Genomic DNA, 16,541 nt, shown 5'->3' on the forward strand with positions numbered 1-16,541 from the left:
AGATTGGTGCCTTGTGGTTTTTTTACATACAAAAAAACCAGAGAGTAGTCACCCTCCAGCTTTTTAAGCAGTAATTCTAATCTTATCGACACGTTTCATAAAAGAAACGGCAAGATCATTAAATTTATCACTTTCCTCAATGTTACATACATGGCCACATTTCTCAATGACTTCTAATGTGGAGTTTTCTTCCTGTTTGACATATTCCTTCGTATTGCTTAAAAACATATGATCTTCAGAACCGGAAATATATAGCTTCGGAATTTTGTTCTTTATTGATTTCAACCGATCGTAAGTGGTATAACCGTTCAGACCAGAGAGGACCCATCCTAAATAGGTTTCTTTGGAAAGTTTATAGGCCTCTTTAATGAAAGCTTTTCTTGAATCTGAGTGATTCTTCTTAGGTAGCAGTACCCGTGCAAAGATACGATAAGGTACCATGTGGGGTAGTATTTTTCTCAGAGGGTAGAATACGGACAGTCGGCAAAGAAACTCACCCCATTTTTTCAGTTTTGGAGTTGCGCCGCCAAGTACCATCGATTTAATGATAGAAGGCTTACGGAGCGCAATTTCCTGCATGATAATGGTTCCAAGTGAAATACCAACAAAGTGAGCGGATTCAATTTTTAATTTGTGCATAATCCCGATTGTCTGTTCAGAGGAATACTCAAAAAGATCTACGCCACTTGGATATGGAGACTTTCCGTGACCAGGCAGATCTAATAAAAGAATATTATATTCAGTGCGGAAAGCTTTCAGCTGCTTATAAAAAATGGAAGAATTACCCCCAAACCCATGAAACAGCACAATCCACTCTTTCGATGAAGAATGAGTAAGCGTTTTATAATACATAATAGTCCTCACTTATTTTGCATATTTCAAATCAACAATCAATACCCAAAAAACCAAATAAAAAAACTTGTAATACCAAGTATACACATACCACACCAAGATTCTCAACCTGCAAATTCTTACTATTTTGTGAAGAATGAAAAAAGGGGTCTGACCCCTTTTATTCATTTTTTGCATAAATATTCTTATTCTAGTAAAGTTTTTGTTTTTGTGTTGGTTTTCTGGAAAGTTATAGAAGTTTTGTGGGTTTGTTTGGTAGAATAGTAGGTAAATTGGTTTTTGATGGAGGTTGGGATAATGATAGTACCAGCAAAACTAAAAATTGGAGATGAAATTAGGGTTATTGCACCGTCCACTTCTCATTCTATTCTTTCAAAGGAAAATATCGAGTTGTCGACACATAGACTAGAACAATTGGGACTAAAAGTGACGTTCGGTAAGCATATCAATGAATGTAACAGTTTGATGACATCATCCATTGAATCTCGAATTGAGGATCTTCACGACGCGTTTAAAGATAATAATGTAAAAGCCATATTAACTTCAATCGGAGGGTACCAGGCAAATCAACTATTATCCTATATTGATTTTGACTTGATTAGAGATAATCCAAAAATCTTTTGTGGGTACTCTGATATTACCGCGTTGGGCAATGCCATTTATGCTAAAGCAGGACTAGTCACATACTCCGGAGTTCACTTTTCTTCATTTGGCATGATGAACGGCTTTGAATATTCTCTTGAACACTTTAAGAAGATGTTACTTGAAGATGCTGGTTCTTCTTTTGAAGTAGAAAAGTCTTCTGAATGGAGTAATGATGCGTGGTATATGGACCAGGAGAATAGAAAGTTCTACCCTAATGAAGGATATCTTGTTATTAATGAAGGAGAATGCGAAGGCACAATAATTGGCGGAAATCTATGTACGTTGAATCTTCTTCAAGGAACCGAATTTATGCCAAACCTTAAAGGTTCTGTACTCTTTCTTGAGGATGATAAATTAACGTGCCCGAAAACGTTTGACCGTGACTTGCAATCCCTCATCCACCAAACAGGCTTTACTGATGTAAAAGGAATTGTGATAGGTCGTTTTGAGAAAGTGTCCAATGTTACAAATGAATTGATTAAAACAATCGTTCAAACAAAAAAGGAGCTTTCACATATTCCAGTTGTTGCAAATGCAGATTTCGGCCACACCAGTCCGATGTTCACTTTTCCGATAGGAGGGAATGTAAAACTACAAGTGAAGAAAAACGACGTGAAAATTACATTGCATACGATATAAATGAAACACTTTACTAGGAACATACGTAAACAAAACATCTACATAAAAAGGAGATGATATTTTTGGACTTATGGTTAGCGGTTACCATTATTGCCTGTGCATATTTTTTATTTGAGGCAATCAAAGGATTTTCACCACAATCCAACAGCAGAAATCCGATAGATAAAATATTTGATGAGGAAGAAAATCTTTTAGTGAAAGAGCAGGATTTGCATTCACATATTGGTTTAACGAAAGAAGAAACAAGGGCGCTCCTTTACCAATACCCAGAAATCCCTAAACTTGATATTAGCGGAAGATACTATTATTCTCCTGAACAAGTAAAGGGCTGGATCAAGAAGCAAATTTCATAAGCGTAGACTATAAAGGAGGGCCTGTGCAGATGTTTAGTACTTATACCGATCCGGAAGCTTATATGGATGGATCACTCCTTTTTTCAGCTTCCCACATAATCAGTTTATGCGTAACTTTAGCACTCCTTTTTTATCTGTTTTTATTTAGAAATAAACCATGGATGAAGCGGGTAGGCAGGTGGTTGATCATCTTGGGCCTGGCTGGCTCTGAGATATGGCTGAACTATTGGTATTTTTCCACTAACATGTGGGATATCCGATACACATTACCCTTCCAGTTATGTTCTATATGTTTATACCTTTGTGTATGGATGCTTCTGATGAGGCAGAAATGGGTATTTGAAGTGGTATATTTTCTCGGTGTCGGCGGGGCGCTACAGGCTTTGCTTACTCCAGAGTTGTTTTATGACTTTCCTCATTTTCGATTCTTACATTTTTTTATAGCACATATATCTATCATTCTAGCTGTATTTTATATGCTATGGGTTGAAAAATTCCAAGTGAAGTTCAAGTCCGTTTGGAAAGCTTTTGCTGCTTTGAATGTTATTGCGTTAGTGGTGTTTTTGGTAAACCTTTTGACGGGTGGCAACTACATGTTCCTGGCTGAAAAGCCTACAAATGCAAGCCTCATAGACTTTTTGGGTCCGTATCCTTGGTATATTCTCTGGCTTGAATTAGTCGTATTAGCTATCTTTTTATTGTTATATGCTCCGTTCTTTATTAAAGAAAAATTGAAAGCATATAAGCATGAAAAATCTGGTGTTTTGTAATAGATATATTGTTGAACATATGCAGGACTACTTTTATTAGACAATTAACGTGCATGTTGAGGTAGTTCGGTCGAATAGAACGTTACAAATAGACATTTTCACTTGATAGGAAAGTATTAATGGTTAATGGTATCCTTCATTTTCCAAAATTCAGCTATTTAATCCTTATTGTTTCACACACCAAACAAAAACCGCCCCTAATCAATCTAGGGAGCGGTTCTTTTAATATTTCCTAATCGTTTTCATCACATATTTATATACACCAAAAAAGATAAGAGAAAATGCAACAACAATTATTATATCAATTAAAATTCCCACCTAAGCAATACCCTCCAACAAAAGCACTTTTACCACAATTCTATCCACAACTCCTTCAAGTTGCAAACTATAATGTTACAGGATGGTTAATTGTAATTTATTATTTGTAATAGTCCTGTCATATTCCCGTATTTCGTCATAGTATGTAGAAAAACGAAGGGAAGATACAGATGGGAAGTATAAAGAGATTTTTATTAATGTACGCCGTAATCTTGGGTTTATTTTATGGAATGTTTTCAGCTTTAACCTATAACAGCATACAATTTAAAATAGAGAAACTTGAAGTGTTGGAAGAGCAATATCTTGAAAAAGATGCAAAAGGGGAGATTCCGTATGCATTTAAGCAACAGTATGCAAAGGAATATAATGAATATGATCGCCTGCAAAATAGACTTCAATCCTTTTGGATGAAGTGGGTATTTGACTTTCCTGAATTTAAAAAACCTTAAAAGTTAAAAATGGTACATTATTCCTATCTTTCCTCTGTGAGGCCTGCTATGAAAGAGTTTAGGGGTAAGCTTGTAAGCATCTAGGAAAAAATTAGTAACGAATGTATGTTACACTGTAGCTAAGTCGAATATTTGGAGGTGTCATCTTGAAGATTAATGTATTTCTAGATGATAGTCGCACATGTCCTAATGGGTATATACTCGTAGAAGACATTGACCAGTGCCTCACCTTGTTAGAGAGCCATGCAATTGGGCATCTCTCTTTGGACCATGACTTGTTGAACAGACATCGAAATGGTCTGCTTCTCGTTCATAAAATGGTGGAGAACGAGCTGTATGCGGATAGAATTACTATTCATTCTGCAAACTCGGTTGGCAGTAAAGCAATGTATCGATATCTCAAGCAAGCGCAAGAAGATATGAAAATGCCGCCAAACATAAAAGTATTATTAAGACCTCTTCCGCTTTTTTAGGCGTCGCCCCTACACCTACGGTACACTCATTCTCATCAAACCGCAAAAGGGTTCGTACTTCTTCACATAAATCGGATCTCTCAACTAGAGTAATAAAACGGATAATCAAAAGCAAACAGTAACATTATCTGCTTTTTAATAGATTAAGGAATAGACTAGGCGGAAAGCTTCCGTTTGGTCTTTTTCGTTATTGTTGATAGAATAAAAAGAAAAAAGAGGTGAGGAGTATGGAGGCGATATATGACCATATCGACCATGATTTACATATTCTTTTTGTCGGCTATAATCCAAGTATCCGCTCTGGTGAAACTGGCCACCATTATGCAAACCCAACCAACAGGTTTTGGAGCATTCTTTTTGAATCAGGCATCACTCCCAGAAAATATGCACCAACAGAGGATTTTAAGTTAGTGGAACTTCAATATGGTTTGACCAACATTGTATCAAGGCCTACCATTGGAGCGGCAGATATAACCAAAGAGGAATACCAAAAAGGTAGAGAAGAGTTGAAAGAGAAAATAGAATTCTTTCAACCAAAAATCGTATGTTTTGTTGGTAAAGGAGTGTATCAGGAATATAGCGGAATCCGTCAAGTTGAGTGGGGAAAACAGGATAAGAACCTAGTAGAAGGGACCGTAGATTTTGTAGCTCCATCGTCTAGTGGACTTGTCAGAATGAAAAAAGAGGAGATCGTAAACATATACCGGAACCTAAATTTATTAAAGAATAGTATTGTAGCCCAAAAAGCAAATTAAAAAACACTTCCTCCATCACCGAGCGAAGTGTTTTTTGTATTCGGAAGAATTACTTTGGAATAACAGACGTCTTTTGTTCTTGTTCTATTGACCTTAACGCATTCCTTATTTCTAACATATTTTCAATTTGGAGAGTGAGTGTGTGTTTAATTAATGTATTTTTCTCTTGCTGCCCATCCTTCAAATTGGTAACATCTTTTTTTAAAACAGAACTATTATGCTTTAGCACTTCTTGTTCTTGCAAAAGGGCTAATTGAGCTGCTTTTATTTCTTTTAATTCAACCAGTATTTCATTTAGTACCTTCTCCATCTTTTTCACTCCTTTTATAAGAAGGAATATCTTCTTATTTTTTCATATACCCTACATACTTAGATATATATAGTTTAAATACTCTTTCTGGAAAGACTTTAAACACAATAAGGAAAACTTGAACGATTAAAAAAATGAGGGGAAAGAAAAAACCCGACAAATTAACGTCGGGTATCTGATGAATGAGGTAAAGTCAGTGCGCCTGCCAATGTTGGCTTTATAGAGATATTATTAAAGGATATTCCTAGTTGAACGGTTGTTTGTGCGATTTCAGGTCTGATTCCTGATAATGTTGTTTTTACTCCAATAAGGTTCAACGCCTTTATTAGATTGAAAATTTGGTCGGCAACAAGGGTATCAATGATCACCACGCCTGAGAGGTCAATATATAAATGATTGATTCCCTTTTTCCCACATTGTTCCAAGGTGTTTTCAAGTATAAATTTTGCCCTGCTTGTATCAATTTCTCCAACCAATGGCAAGAGGGCCCGATTATTATCAAGGGCAATGACTGGTGAACTTAATTCTTTGATCATGTCCTGCTGGGCTTGCAGTCGTTCTTCTGAATACTTTTGGTTTTCTTCGACGAATTTTAGCACCACATTATCAAAAGCTTTCGTTATCATATGATTCCACAATAACTGATGCTCTTTTTCTTCTTGGTGCAGAGTGACAAATTCGTCAATGAATTTTAAATACTGGCCACGCACTCTGAAGAATTCTTGCAAAATATGATGGATTGGGGTTTGTAGATGTTGCTCATCCTGTGCAATAGACAAGATCCAACTTTCAAAGTCTTTGAAAAATTTATCTTCTTCTTCAATAAAAATTTTGCATAATTGAAGGTGGAATTCGAAATTCTGCTTTTTTAAAGTAGCGACCACCTCAGGATTTGTCGAAGCGTACACTCCTTTGGAATTTGTTTTATCCAAGGATTCGTACCATTCTTCTGTTAAAACTTTAGCTTTTTCTAATAAGAATGTATGTAGTTCACTATTTCGATGCATGTTTAGTTCCCCCTAACTCTCTCCCTGTTTACCCTTTATACTAGCTGGTTAAACTATTTTTAATAGCCTTTTTTGTAATCAACCAAATTTTTTAAAGGCTTCTCATTCTTTAGATATTGTTTCAGGTTTGGAATAAAAATATCCTCCATAACACGTTTCGTATAATGCTCTGTTGAACCTGATGTGTGAGGAGTGATAATGACATGGTCCATATCCCATAAAGGGCTCTTTTCTTCTAAGGGCTCTTTGGTAAAAACATCAAGACCAGCACCGGCAATGACGCTCTCTTGTAGGGCTTGTACTAGTTCATGCTCCACGATTACTTCCCCGCGCCCTATATTAATGAGGAAAGCGGTCTTTTTCATACGTTTGAATTCTTCTAAGCCGAACATTCCATCCGTTTGATCTGTCAAAGGAAGTGTAATCACCACATAATCGCATTTTGGTAAAACTTCATGTAATCTGTCAGGCGTGAACATTTCATCAACATTGTCAGCAGCTTTGCCTGAATGACGAACTCCGATAACATTCATTCGAAAAGCTTTAGCAATCCTAGCGGTTTCTTTTCCAATCTCACCTACTCCAACAATACCAATAGTCTTTTCGTGAATTTCAAGGTTCATTTGTGCATGATGCCAATCTTTCTTCTGTTGTTGCTTCACATAGGTATGTATCTTTCTGGTCAAACTAAGTATGAGGGCGAAAATTGTCTCAGAAATTGGATAGGCATGAACACCATTGGCACTTGTTAAAAGAATTCCCTTCTCAGCAAGTGTTGGTAGCGGCATACTGTTGACACCTGCACTCCACGATTGTATCCAACGAAGATTAGAACCTTCGACTAAAGATAGCTTCTCCAGATCCTTTTTCCATCCAACTACTACTTCGGCCTCTTTTGCATAAGGCTCCCATATTTCTTTGTCTTTTCCCACTATAACTTCAAATCGCGGGGCAAGTTCTTTGATTTGATTCGTATAATCTTGTCCGATATTTTGTGTGATAAGCATAAGTCGATTAGACATTTGTATGAACTCCTTAAATTTTGGTCTTTATATTATTTTAACAGATAATAGATAATTATTAGAAATTTAAAGGGTTGTTTCGATGGTTTGGGGGTGAAGTGTTGAATAATAGTAGTAGAATGCTGAAAAAGTATATAATGAATGAAGGAAAAATTCTAGAACGGTTTGGGCACAAATGATTGGCAATACACCTGTTACGAATACGGCAGGTGCTTTTTTTAATTTGTTAAAACTTTTCGCAGAATCAATGTGTCTAATAAGTATAAAACAGCAAAAGAGCTTTTAGGAGCGTGAGATTTTGGAGAAGAAATGGTTGGTGCAGAAAGCGAAAAAGGGAGATGAAGAGGCGTTCTTTGCCCTCATTTCGTCACATAAGGAACAACTCTATAGAATTGCCTATTCCTACTTGAAAAATGAAGCAGATTCGCTTGAGGCCATTCAAGAGGTGACGTATAGAGCGTTTAAGGGGATAAAAAAACTGAAGCAGGCTGACTATTTTTCGACCTGGCTTGTAAGAATCATGATTAATTACTGCAGGGATGAATGGAAAAAGAAAAAACGGGAGCCTATTATGCAAGTGAAGATGAAAGAGCCGTATACAGAAGATAATAATCTTCAGCTGGAAGTACAAGAGGCTATCTCTTTATTAGGAGATCCATACCAGACAGTCATTCAACTCCGTTACATGGAGGATTTCATGATTAAAGATATCGCAAAGGTAATGGATTCATCAGAGAATACCGTGAAAACATGGTTGAGAAAAGGCTTGGAAAAATTACGTCAGTACTGGGATGAGAAGGGAGGAAGCGAGCATGTTTGAAAAAGAAGAAAAGAAGCTGTATGAGTTAAAAAAGGAATACGGTAATGTGGAAATCCCTAGTGAAATTGATGATTTCATTAGGAGCGGAATCAGAAAAGTTAAAAATACTACACGACCTTCTTTCTGGAAAATTGGCATGGTTGCTGCAAGCATCCTCCTAATCATTTTCCTTACCTCCATTAGGGTATCCCCTGCATTTGCAAACTACGTCAGTACTATTCCTGGGATGGAGAGGATAGTGGAGCTGATTCATCATAATAAAGGAATTATGTCAGCGGTGGAAAACGACTATCTTCAGGAAGTGGGAATCACAAAAGAGGAAGATGGCGTGTCATTGACGATAGATGCCATCATAGTGGATGAAGCGCAGATGTTAATTTTTTATACCATTGAAAGTGATCTTAACTATCCCACTATTAATCTTAGTAATATTAAATTGAAGTCACAGTCAGGTGAAGAGCTTGATGTGGATGGATTATCTTATGGAAGCCATGGGGAAGTAATGAAAGGCGAAAAGGTTTCAGGCCAAATAAAAGTCATTTATTCAGACAAAGAGGTCATTCCTGAAAAAATCAATTTTGAAACTGGCGTTAATATTAATGAAGTAGAAGTAATAAAGGGGTTGAATTTTCCTATCGAAGTGGATACACAGAAATTCTCAGCAATTACACACGAGATAGCAATTGATAAGTCCGTAGAAGCTGGTGAACAGTCTATCTACTTTGAAAAGATGGAAATCCATCCGACTCGAATTGCGTTATTCTTAGAGTATGACGAGTCTAATACACACGAAATATTCCGTTTTGATGATATAGCGCTTGAAGACGAGAAAGGGAATAGATGGATTTCAGACGGTAGCTCTTCAATGGAGGATAATAAAATAGTAATGTACTTTGAGAGCAATTACTTTTCTGAACCTCAGCAACTTAATCTGGTCTTCTCTTCATTTACGGCTCTCCCTAAAGATGAACTAGAAGTAGTTGTTGATCTAGAAAAAGAAAGTATTATCAAAGCGCCAAGTGATAAGCGGTTAAAAAAGGTTTGGTTGGATGATGGAGAAAAAGATAGGAAAGGGATATATTTTCAGATTGAGGTCGATCCAAAGGACCATAATTATTTCTTTAGTCTTTTCGATAACAACATTATCGACGCTGATGGAACTGTTCATGAATATACTACGAGAACCTATTCGTATATTGATGGAACAAATTTATTTGAACAAGGGATGATAGTGGATACTGATAAGATGGTAAGCCCGATTACATTTAAAATTGCAGAATACCCTTCAAGAATAACAGAAGAAGTCAAAGTGAAAATAAAATAACCGGAGTAAAAGGACACAGCTTAGAAAGTGATGTGTCCTTTTACTTTTATAGTAATTTTCCAGTTATCATACAGTTTGTGTGGATTCCGTACACTTTTAATTAAAAACACTATCACCTTTACTGGCATGCTTTTTGCATTAAACAATAGTAATACTTAAAAGGAGGTAGTCCACTTTGAATATTCAAAACTGTGTAGCCCTAGTAACAGGTGGAGCGTCTGGACTTGGTGAGGCAACCGTTAGAAATATAGTTTCTAAAGGGGGGAAGGCAATAGTTGCAGATCTTTCAGAAGAAAGAGGTAAAATCCTGAAAGAAGAGCTAGGGGATTCCATTCTATTTGTAAAATCAAATGTTACAAAGGAAGAAGATGTTTGTAACGCTTTAGATATTGGCATACAAACATTTGGGTACATAAATACAGTGGTGAATTGTGCTGGAATTGGAGTGGCACAAAAAGTATTAAACCGAAAAGGGCCACATTCGCTTGACGACTTTTCCAAAGTTATCTCTATTAACCTTATAGGTTCATTTAATGTGATCCGTTTGGCTGCTGAGCGTATGAAGGGAAATGAACCAAACGAAGAGGGGGGACGCGGTGTTGTCGTAAACACGGCATCTGTTGCAGCCTTTGATGGCCAAATTGGCCAGGCAGCCTATTCTGCTTCAAAAGGCGGGATAGTCGGCATGACCTTGCCTATTGCCAGGGAATTCGCATCATTCGGAGTCCGAGTTATGACCATTGCACCCGGGCTCTTTCATACTCCAATGTTTGATTCCTTACCAGCTGAAGCAAGGGATTCTCTTGGAAAGATGGTACCATTTCCCTCCCGGCTTGGGTACCCGGAAGAGTATGCCCAACTTGTCCAAAGCATCATAGAAAATCCAATGTTAAATGGGGATACCATAAGGCTGGATGGAGCAATTAGGATGCAGCCGAAATAAAGATGTTAATAGTTAGAGAGTAAAACGGATTTCATTTCATTGATGAGATCCGTATTTTTTTTTTGCATGTAAATGCACTTTAAGAACTTTAAGAAGTCTCAAGTCCTTAATTTGTTAAAGAATAAGTTAAATGGTAAAAGAGAAGCCGTGTCAAGGCCCGAAGAAGAGGAAGGAAAGGTCAAATGGTAACAGAGAGGCCGTCTCAAGGCCCGAAGAAGAGGAAGGGAAGGTTAAACGGTAACAGAGAAGCCGTCTCAAGACCCGAAGAAGTGGAAAAGAAGGTTAAACAGTAACAGAGATCCCATCTCAAAGCCCGAACCAAGAAGATTAATTTTACAACTAAATAAAATTTTGTATTTGGTTTTATATGTACAATGGTTAGTTGTAAAAAGATAGTAAAAATGATTCAAAAGACCCGACTATTTGTTTTTTTTATTAAATTCTATATATTTCAATGTGAAAACGTACATTAATAAACAATTAATCCTTCTAAGGAACTATTAAATATTTAAAAGAAAAATTCCTAGTTAGGGCCTAACTAACAGACAGGATTCGACAATCGTTTCAATCAAATTGACTACTTTGAAATCACATGGTAATTATTATATAGCTATAAAAAAGCTTCATTAACATTTTGTAGATTTATAAATTAATTTCTATAATTTTTTCATTTAAAAGGGATTATTTGTATAACGTATAGGGAATAAGTCTTTTAGAAAATACATATTATGCCACGTTGATAGCGTTGCCTAGGGGGAAGGGCTATGAAGAAATCAATGCTTCTAGGATTAATAAGTTCGGTACTTTTGATAGGAGGTTGCGGAATGAAACTGGATACAAATGGGAGTCAAGGTGTAGAAGGTGAGCCAAACTCAATTGCATTCAATGATGAGTTTACTAAAGATTTTCTGGAATCATCTGATGAAGTTGTGAAAGGACACTATCTCTTTAAATCTCAGACAGAAGGGTATACAGTGTACTTCCCTAAAAATGCTTCTATGGACAAAGCAGCTTATGAAAGAGCTGGAGATGAGTTTGAAGCGGTAGGATTTGTAGAAAATGATGAAAATGAAAACCTATCTTTCTATTACAATATCAACTATGATGATCAACCGAGAGCAAACGATATAGAGTTTAAATTAGATATGTTTGATACTTATTTAGATTATACTGGGGATTTTGAAGAATATACAAAAGACAGTGTTACATATTACTATTCAGAGAATGTATTTGATTTTGAAGGGAAAAAAAGTTTTCAGTATTTTGCTTATATCAAACCTGAAATAGAAAATAAAGGAATTAATTTCATCGGTAGTGTTACATGTATAGATTATGAACAACCTTGTAAACAAGATAGTAATGAAGTAAAAGATAAAGTTCTAAATATAATGCATTCAATAGATTTTAAATCTAGGTGATTTAAATGGCAAATTCCGAAATACTTCATTCAAAACTAATAAAAGCAAGAGTAGCTGAATTAGAATATAAGCAACTAACCGTCGAAAATATTAGAAGAATATATATTGAAGAAACAGGAAAAGAACCACCTGGTAGCATTACAATATATCACTCAGATGAACTTCCTAAACATGTAAAGGATTATGATTCTGGATTTGATGGTACTGTAATCCATTTTATGGATTTAGAAGCAGGCATTAACCAATCTTATACAATCACTAGAGGAAGTGAGATGGGAGAAAATAATGGAAACGGTCCACCAAGCGATTGGTTATATAATACATTTGGCATATTTGGTGGAAAAGCACAAAATCAATTACAAGACGCTAGACACTTTGAAAAACATGTAAGTAATGAAATAAATAGTGCAGCAGATAAAGAAGTTAACAATATTATTAGACAAGGAAAACACATTGATCCTGAAACTTTGACTAAATATGGGATTGGGCACTCTTTAGGTGGGAATCTTATTCAAACTATACAAATATTAGATCAGCCGTTTGAAAATGTTTTAGCAATTAACGATGCTCCCCCTAGCATATATCAACTAGCAGGGCTAGACTTGAAATTTCGACATGCTATATTCAGTAAATTTAATATACGAAATAGAAGATTAGATGACATCTACGAAATAAATCCTAATAAACTAAAAGGATTCGCAGAAGAATACTACCATGCCCAAGGGCAGAGTATCCATCACTTAACAATAAAAGAAGAAATTTTATACTCTGTCATAGGGTTTAGGGGATTTTTAGATCTTGGTTCTCGTGAAGTTCTAACTACCTACCCCCAAACAGACGGTATAGCAAAATACATGAATAGAGTTTCAGACGAAAACCTTTACATCATCCAACAATTCGTCGCAAAACACGCCCCAGCCTACGAAAAATCAGGATTCGACGGGCTAAACAGAAGCATGTTTGGAATTGATCAAAAATTCTTCACTCTAATTGATGATATCAAACAGGATTGGAAAAAAATCTTCGAACCTCCGAAGTGGAAGCGTGGAGCGGTTCCTATGACGATTGGTGTTATTGGATTTGGAAGCTTTACAGTGGATATGCCGTTTGCGTATCCAGTTAAAGAATTTCCAAGTGATTTTTTTTCTAATCAACAAGAGTTTATTTCAAGAGCGTTGGAGATTAAAGCTAAGTTGCAAGATTTGACAGAAGTTCTGCCTTCCTTACTTGCCTTGGTTGGAGAGATCAGTGAGGATCTGTTGAAGATAATCCAGGTTCATGTAGAGGAAATGCTCGGTAGCATACAGCGTATGATTGAGGCGATTGGTAGTGCTGCTTTAGATGTTGGGAAGAACCTGGTTAAAGGGTCCTTTACTAATAACTTGTCCCAACATGAGAATATCTTGACGGTAATAGATCTTGCAGTAACGATCGAACAGGAAGGCAGTAATATCCAAAACAGTTACCAAGCAATTATAGACGACACGAATGATTTTGTTGGCGAGTTTGGGGATGCCGCTCATGCACATGGAATGGAGCATGTAGTTAACTCATTAAATCAGGTAGAAGGAAGACGTTACGAAGGATCTGATTTAATTCGTTATAAAAATGCCACAGATGGCAGGACCATTGAGGTCAATCTATCTTCTGCAGTGAGGATTTATCAACTTGGTCTAGATAAATGCATGGAAAAGGAAGAAGCACTCACTTCCTGGAGGAGACTGTATTACACAGAATACGTTGATGATCTGGAATTCAGGAAACAGCGGGTGATGAATGCCATTCACCAAATGGAAGCAAATCCGAGGAATTACAGCCATCTTCTTCCAGTTTCAAGTAGTGATGTGAAAGTAACCAAGATTAATGTTCACGAGTTTATCAGACCGTTAGATCCCATGTTTCAGGATTCTTTTGAGGGAATGTATCATTACCTTCGGGAGGAAATTGAAAAAGCTAAAGCCATGATCAGTCGAGTTAGAAAGTCTATTGAAGAATTGTATGAAGAAGATCAAAGTATTTCGAAATTGTTTGAATTACGGTAAAGGGGGTGGTAGGAATAGGACAGTATAAAACTTCGTATGCCTTTGCACCATATGAAGATTTACGGTTTAAGTATCTTATTTTCAATGCGGAGCTTGGGAGAGTCCGTGAGATCAGTGATGAGTTGGCAAGTATCATCAACGCGGAACTCGAACTGAGTAAAGGTAAAGTTATTGAACAATCATTACTGGAATTTAATAAGAATCATCGACTGTTTACGATTATCACCAACGATCAGTCAAGACTGATGACAACCCTTTCCAACAAATACCACGAACATGTTGATGAAATGAATAGGCAAGAGTTGACAATCTTCTATGAAGAGGTCAATGAAACAATTAGTTGATTTAGTCGAAATACCTAGAAATATATCAATCTGTGAAAAAAATACTATATTTTGAGGTTTCAAAAATTGGGAATGTGGGTATTTGTGGGTATATATTACTCATTTTCCTTAAATTCCTACTTTAGAATTGACCTCTTAGTTGTGTATTTTTTACAATAAAAGTAACTTATTAAAGAAATGGAGAGATGTGAAATGTCAGGAATTATTCGCGTTACCCCTGCAGAGTTAGTTGGAATGTCCACTCGTTACAGAAGTGAAAGCAGCCAGGTTGGAGATCAAATCAACCGTTTAGACAACATGATTCGTGAGCTTGAAAGTGTTTGGGAAGGTGAATCAAGCCGTGCATTCAGTGATCAATACCAATCTTTGAAGCCTTCTATCATTCAAATGCAACAATTGCTAGAGGATATCTCCGTTCAGCTTAGCAACACTGCTAGAGCACTTGAAGATGCCGATACTCAAATTGCAAGCCAGATTCGCGGGTAATTTGTTCTTACAGAAATAGCTCCCTTCTATAGGGCAGCCAAAAAGAAAGAAGGAGCGCCATTCTTTAACAGTTGAATGCGTTCCTTCTTTTATGAGGTGAAAAACAGTGTACATAGAAATAACAATCGATCTAAAGAACTACCAAAGGGAATCTTTTGACCTTCGACTATCTAACTATCATACAGTAAAAAAAGTCGTTGATATCGTTTGGCAGGCCGCCTCCCCCGCAACACCTCCAAGGGACGGGGAATGGGTAAAGGTTGTGAACAAACACTTGATACTATCAGGTTCAGACAAGCTTGTAGACCATGGCATTACGTCTGGTGACCGTCTGGAAATTTTATAAAGGAGCAATCTATCATGGCAGATCAAAGTCGAACATATCTGGAAGAAGAAATAGGGGCAACACTTTCCAAAGAAGGTGAAACGATTAAGCTTGTCTTTCAAAAAGAAAAAATCAAATTGGAAGATGCTGCTGAAATTCGGATGCTTCAAGAAATTAACCCAGCCATACATAAAAAAATTAAAGAAACAGAAGACGAGTTAACACTCATCTATCATCCCCCTCCTGCATTTTCATCTTTCGCTAAAATGAAAAGAAAAGATGAGAAAAGCAGATGGATCTTTGCCTCTCAATTAATAAAGAGTGTCAAGAATCACTCTCTTTCAAGACTACATCTTCTTATATGTCCCGAAAATATGGTGGTAGATGAAAGTTTGACCCCCTATTTTCTTCATTATGGCGTGATGGAAAGTCTACCACCCTATGAAAAAGAATCAGAAAAGCTATGGCGGGAAACAAAAGCAGTCATTGCAGCTGCCATTGACGGGAAATACACCTTCAAAGAGTATCTCAAACTTTATCAAACTTTAGACCTATCACCAGCTGCCAAAACCATAATGAATGCCAAGGATGAAGAGGAACTATTAACGTTCATTCGTAACGGGATAAAGGGGCTTGAAGAAAAAGAAAAACACTTTATCCGACTTCCAGAAAAACGATGGAAAATCACCAAATATGTCACCATAGGTCTCACCGTTCTTTTGTTACCAGCACTCGTATTAGCGATTTATTCCTTTCTTTTCGTTCAACCAAAACAGGCAGCATATGTACAAAGTTCCGAACACTTTCTTAAAAGTGAATACAGTCAGGTGGTTACTACATTAAATGGATATGAAGCAAAAGAGATGCCAAGAGTGGTGCAATATAAATTGGCAACTTCCTATATCATCAATGAATCTTTGAATGAAGACCAAAAAGATGCCTTGCAGAACCGCATAACCTTGCAATCCGATCCACAGTACTATCAATATTGGATACACATTGGCCGCGGAGAAGCACAAGAGGCGCTTGATATTGCTAGATCATTGGAGGATTCAGAGATAATTCTGTACGCCTTATTGAAATACAAGGAACAAATTAGAGCACAGGACGACCTCTCTGGTGAAGAGAAACAAAACCAACTAGAAGAAGTTCAAGATGAAATTGACGAATATGCAGAAGCAATTGAAGCGTTAGATGAAGAGCAAGATGATGCAAACTAACTGCAAGGTTGAAATGAGGTGAGTGT

General features: G+C 36.7%; 19 protein-coding genes. 15 read left to right on the top strand and 4 right to left on the bottom strand.

Features of this window, described 5'->3' with window-relative positions; translation table 11 throughout:
- Window positions 1–63 precede the first annotated feature (63 nt).
- Window positions 64–852 carry an alpha/beta fold hydrolase gene (locus B4U37_RS08395; RefSeq protein WP_088017860.1) on the bottom strand — a complete coding sequence of 263 codons (789 nt, stop codon included), beginning with the start codon at window positions 850–852 and terminating at the stop codon, window positions 64–66.
- Between the two features lie 300 nt (window positions 853–1,152).
- Here B4U37_RS08395 and B4U37_RS08400 point away from each other — a divergent pair, with 300 nt between their 5' ends.
- The 6 genes from B4U37_RS08400 (at window position 1,153) to mug (ending at window position 5,254) form a co-directional block, all read left to right on the top strand.
- The gene (locus B4U37_RS08400; protein ID WP_245840090.1) at window positions 1,153–2,136 is read left to right on the top strand and encodes a S66 family peptidase; all 984 of its coding nucleotides are present in this window, start codon (window positions 1,153–1,155) and stop codon (window positions 2,134–2,136) included.
- Window positions 2,137–2,198: 62 nt separating this feature from the next.
- Window positions 2,199–2,489, top strand: a complete 291-nt coding sequence (locus B4U37_RS08405; protein WP_010192487.1) for a hypothetical protein — start codon at window positions 2,199–2,201, stop codon at window positions 2,487–2,489.
- Between the two features lie 29 nt (window positions 2,490–2,518).
- The gene (locus tag B4U37_RS08410) at window positions 2,519–3,259 is read left to right on the top strand and encodes a YwaF family protein (protein ID WP_088017862.1); all 741 of its coding nucleotides are present in this window, start codon (window positions 2,519–2,521) and stop codon (window positions 3,257–3,259) included.
- Window positions 3,260–3,774: 515 nt separating this feature from the next.
- The gene (locus tag B4U37_RS08415) at window positions 3,775–4,026 is read left to right on the top strand and encodes a hypothetical protein (protein WP_088017863.1); all 252 of its coding nucleotides are present in this window, start codon (window positions 3,775–3,777) and stop codon (window positions 4,024–4,026) included.
- Between the two features lie 146 nt (window positions 4,027–4,172).
- Window positions 4,173–4,499 carry a cyclic-phosphate processing receiver domain-containing protein gene (locus B4U37_RS08420; protein ID WP_187443772.1) on the top strand — a complete coding sequence of 109 codons (327 nt, stop codon included), beginning with the start codon at window positions 4,173–4,175 and terminating at the stop codon, window positions 4,497–4,499.
- Window positions 4,500–4,726: 227 nt separating this feature from the next.
- Complete coding sequence (mug, locus tag B4U37_RS08425) at window positions 4,727–5,254, top strand: G/U mismatch-specific DNA glycosylase (protein WP_088017865.1); 528 nt, start codon at window positions 4,727–4,729, stop codon at window positions 5,252–5,254.
- Between the two features lie 49 nt (window positions 5,255–5,303).
- Here the strand turns inward: mug and B4U37_RS08430 are convergent, their stop codons facing one another.
- The 3 genes from B4U37_RS08430 to B4U37_RS08440 form a co-directional block, all read right to left on the bottom strand.
- Entirely contained in the window at window positions 5,304–5,564 is a 261-nt protein-coding gene (locus tag B4U37_RS08430) for a hypothetical protein (protein ID WP_088017866.1), read from the bottom strand.
- Window positions 5,565–5,725: 161 nt separating this feature from the next.
- Window positions 5,726–6,571 carry an STAS domain-containing protein gene (locus B4U37_RS08435; RefSeq protein WP_088017867.1) on the bottom strand — a complete coding sequence of 282 codons (846 nt, stop codon included), beginning with the start codon at window positions 6,569–6,571 and terminating at the stop codon, window positions 5,726–5,728.
- A 59-nt stretch (window positions 6,572–6,630) separates the two neighbouring features.
- Window positions 6,631–7,593, bottom strand: a complete 963-nt coding sequence (locus tag B4U37_RS08440; RefSeq protein WP_088017868.1) for a D-2-hydroxyacid dehydrogenase — start codon at window positions 7,591–7,593, stop codon at window positions 6,631–6,633.
- A gap of 298 nt (window positions 7,594–7,891) precedes the next feature.
- On the opposite strand from B4U37_RS08440, the gene B4U37_RS08445 reads away from it, so the two are divergent.
- From B4U37_RS08445 to essB, 9 genes are all read left to right on the top strand, one after another.
- Window positions 7,892–8,413, top strand: a complete 522-nt coding sequence (locus B4U37_RS08445; protein ID WP_157663750.1) for a sigma-70 family RNA polymerase sigma factor — start codon at window positions 7,892–7,894, stop codon at window positions 8,411–8,413.
- Window positions 8,406–9,737 (top strand): DUF4179 domain-containing protein, encoded by a 1,332-nt coding sequence (locus B4U37_RS08450; RefSeq protein ID WP_157663751.1) that lies wholly within the window; start codon window positions 8,406–8,408, stop codon window positions 9,735–9,737. Before B4U37_RS08445 ends, B4U37_RS08450 begins: the two co-directional genes overlap by 8 nt.
- Window positions 9,738–9,912: 175 nt before the next feature.
- Complete coding sequence (locus B4U37_RS08455) at window positions 9,913–10,680, top strand: 3-hydroxyacyl-CoA dehydrogenase (RefSeq protein WP_088017871.1); 768 nt, start codon at window positions 9,913–9,915, stop codon at window positions 10,678–10,680.
- 764 nt (window positions 10,681–11,444) lie between these two features.
- Window positions 11,445–12,098, top strand: a complete 654-nt coding sequence (locus B4U37_RS08460) for a hypothetical protein (protein WP_157663752.1) — start codon at window positions 11,445–11,447, stop codon at window positions 12,096–12,098.
- Between the two features lie 5 nt (window positions 12,099–12,103).
- Window positions 12,104–14,140 (top strand): DUF6792 domain-containing protein, encoded by a 2,037-nt coding sequence (locus B4U37_RS08465; protein ID WP_088017873.1) that lies wholly within the window; start codon window positions 12,104–12,106, stop codon window positions 14,138–14,140.
- A gap of 5 nt (window positions 14,141–14,145) precedes the next feature.
- On the top strand, window positions 14,146–14,484 hold the full coding sequence (locus B4U37_RS08470; protein WP_088017874.1) for a hypothetical protein: 339 nt from the start codon (window positions 14,146–14,148) through the stop codon (window positions 14,482–14,484).
- Between the two features lie 192 nt (window positions 14,485–14,676).
- Window positions 14,677–14,970, top strand: coding sequence for a WXG100 family type VII secretion target (locus B4U37_RS08475; RefSeq protein ID WP_010192515.1), 294 nt, complete (start codon window positions 14,677–14,679; stop codon window positions 14,968–14,970).
- 106 nt (window positions 14,971–15,076) lie between these two features.
- The gene (yukD, locus tag B4U37_RS08480) at window positions 15,077–15,316 is read left to right on the top strand and encodes an ESX secretion system protein YukD (protein WP_010192519.1); all 240 of its coding nucleotides are present in this window, start codon (window positions 15,077–15,079) and stop codon (window positions 15,314–15,316) included.
- A 14-nt stretch (window positions 15,317–15,330) separates the two neighbouring features.
- Entirely contained in the window at window positions 15,331–16,515 is a 1,185-nt protein-coding gene (gene essB, locus B4U37_RS08485) for a type VII secretion protein EssB (protein WP_088017875.1), read from the top strand.
- Window positions 16,516–16,541: the final 26 nt, after the last annotated feature.

Source organism: Sutcliffiella horikoshii (genome assembly GCF_002157855.1).
GTDB classification, from domain to species: Bacteria; Bacillota; Bacilli; order Bacillales; family Bacillaceae_I; genus Sutcliffiella_A; species Sutcliffiella_A horikoshii_C.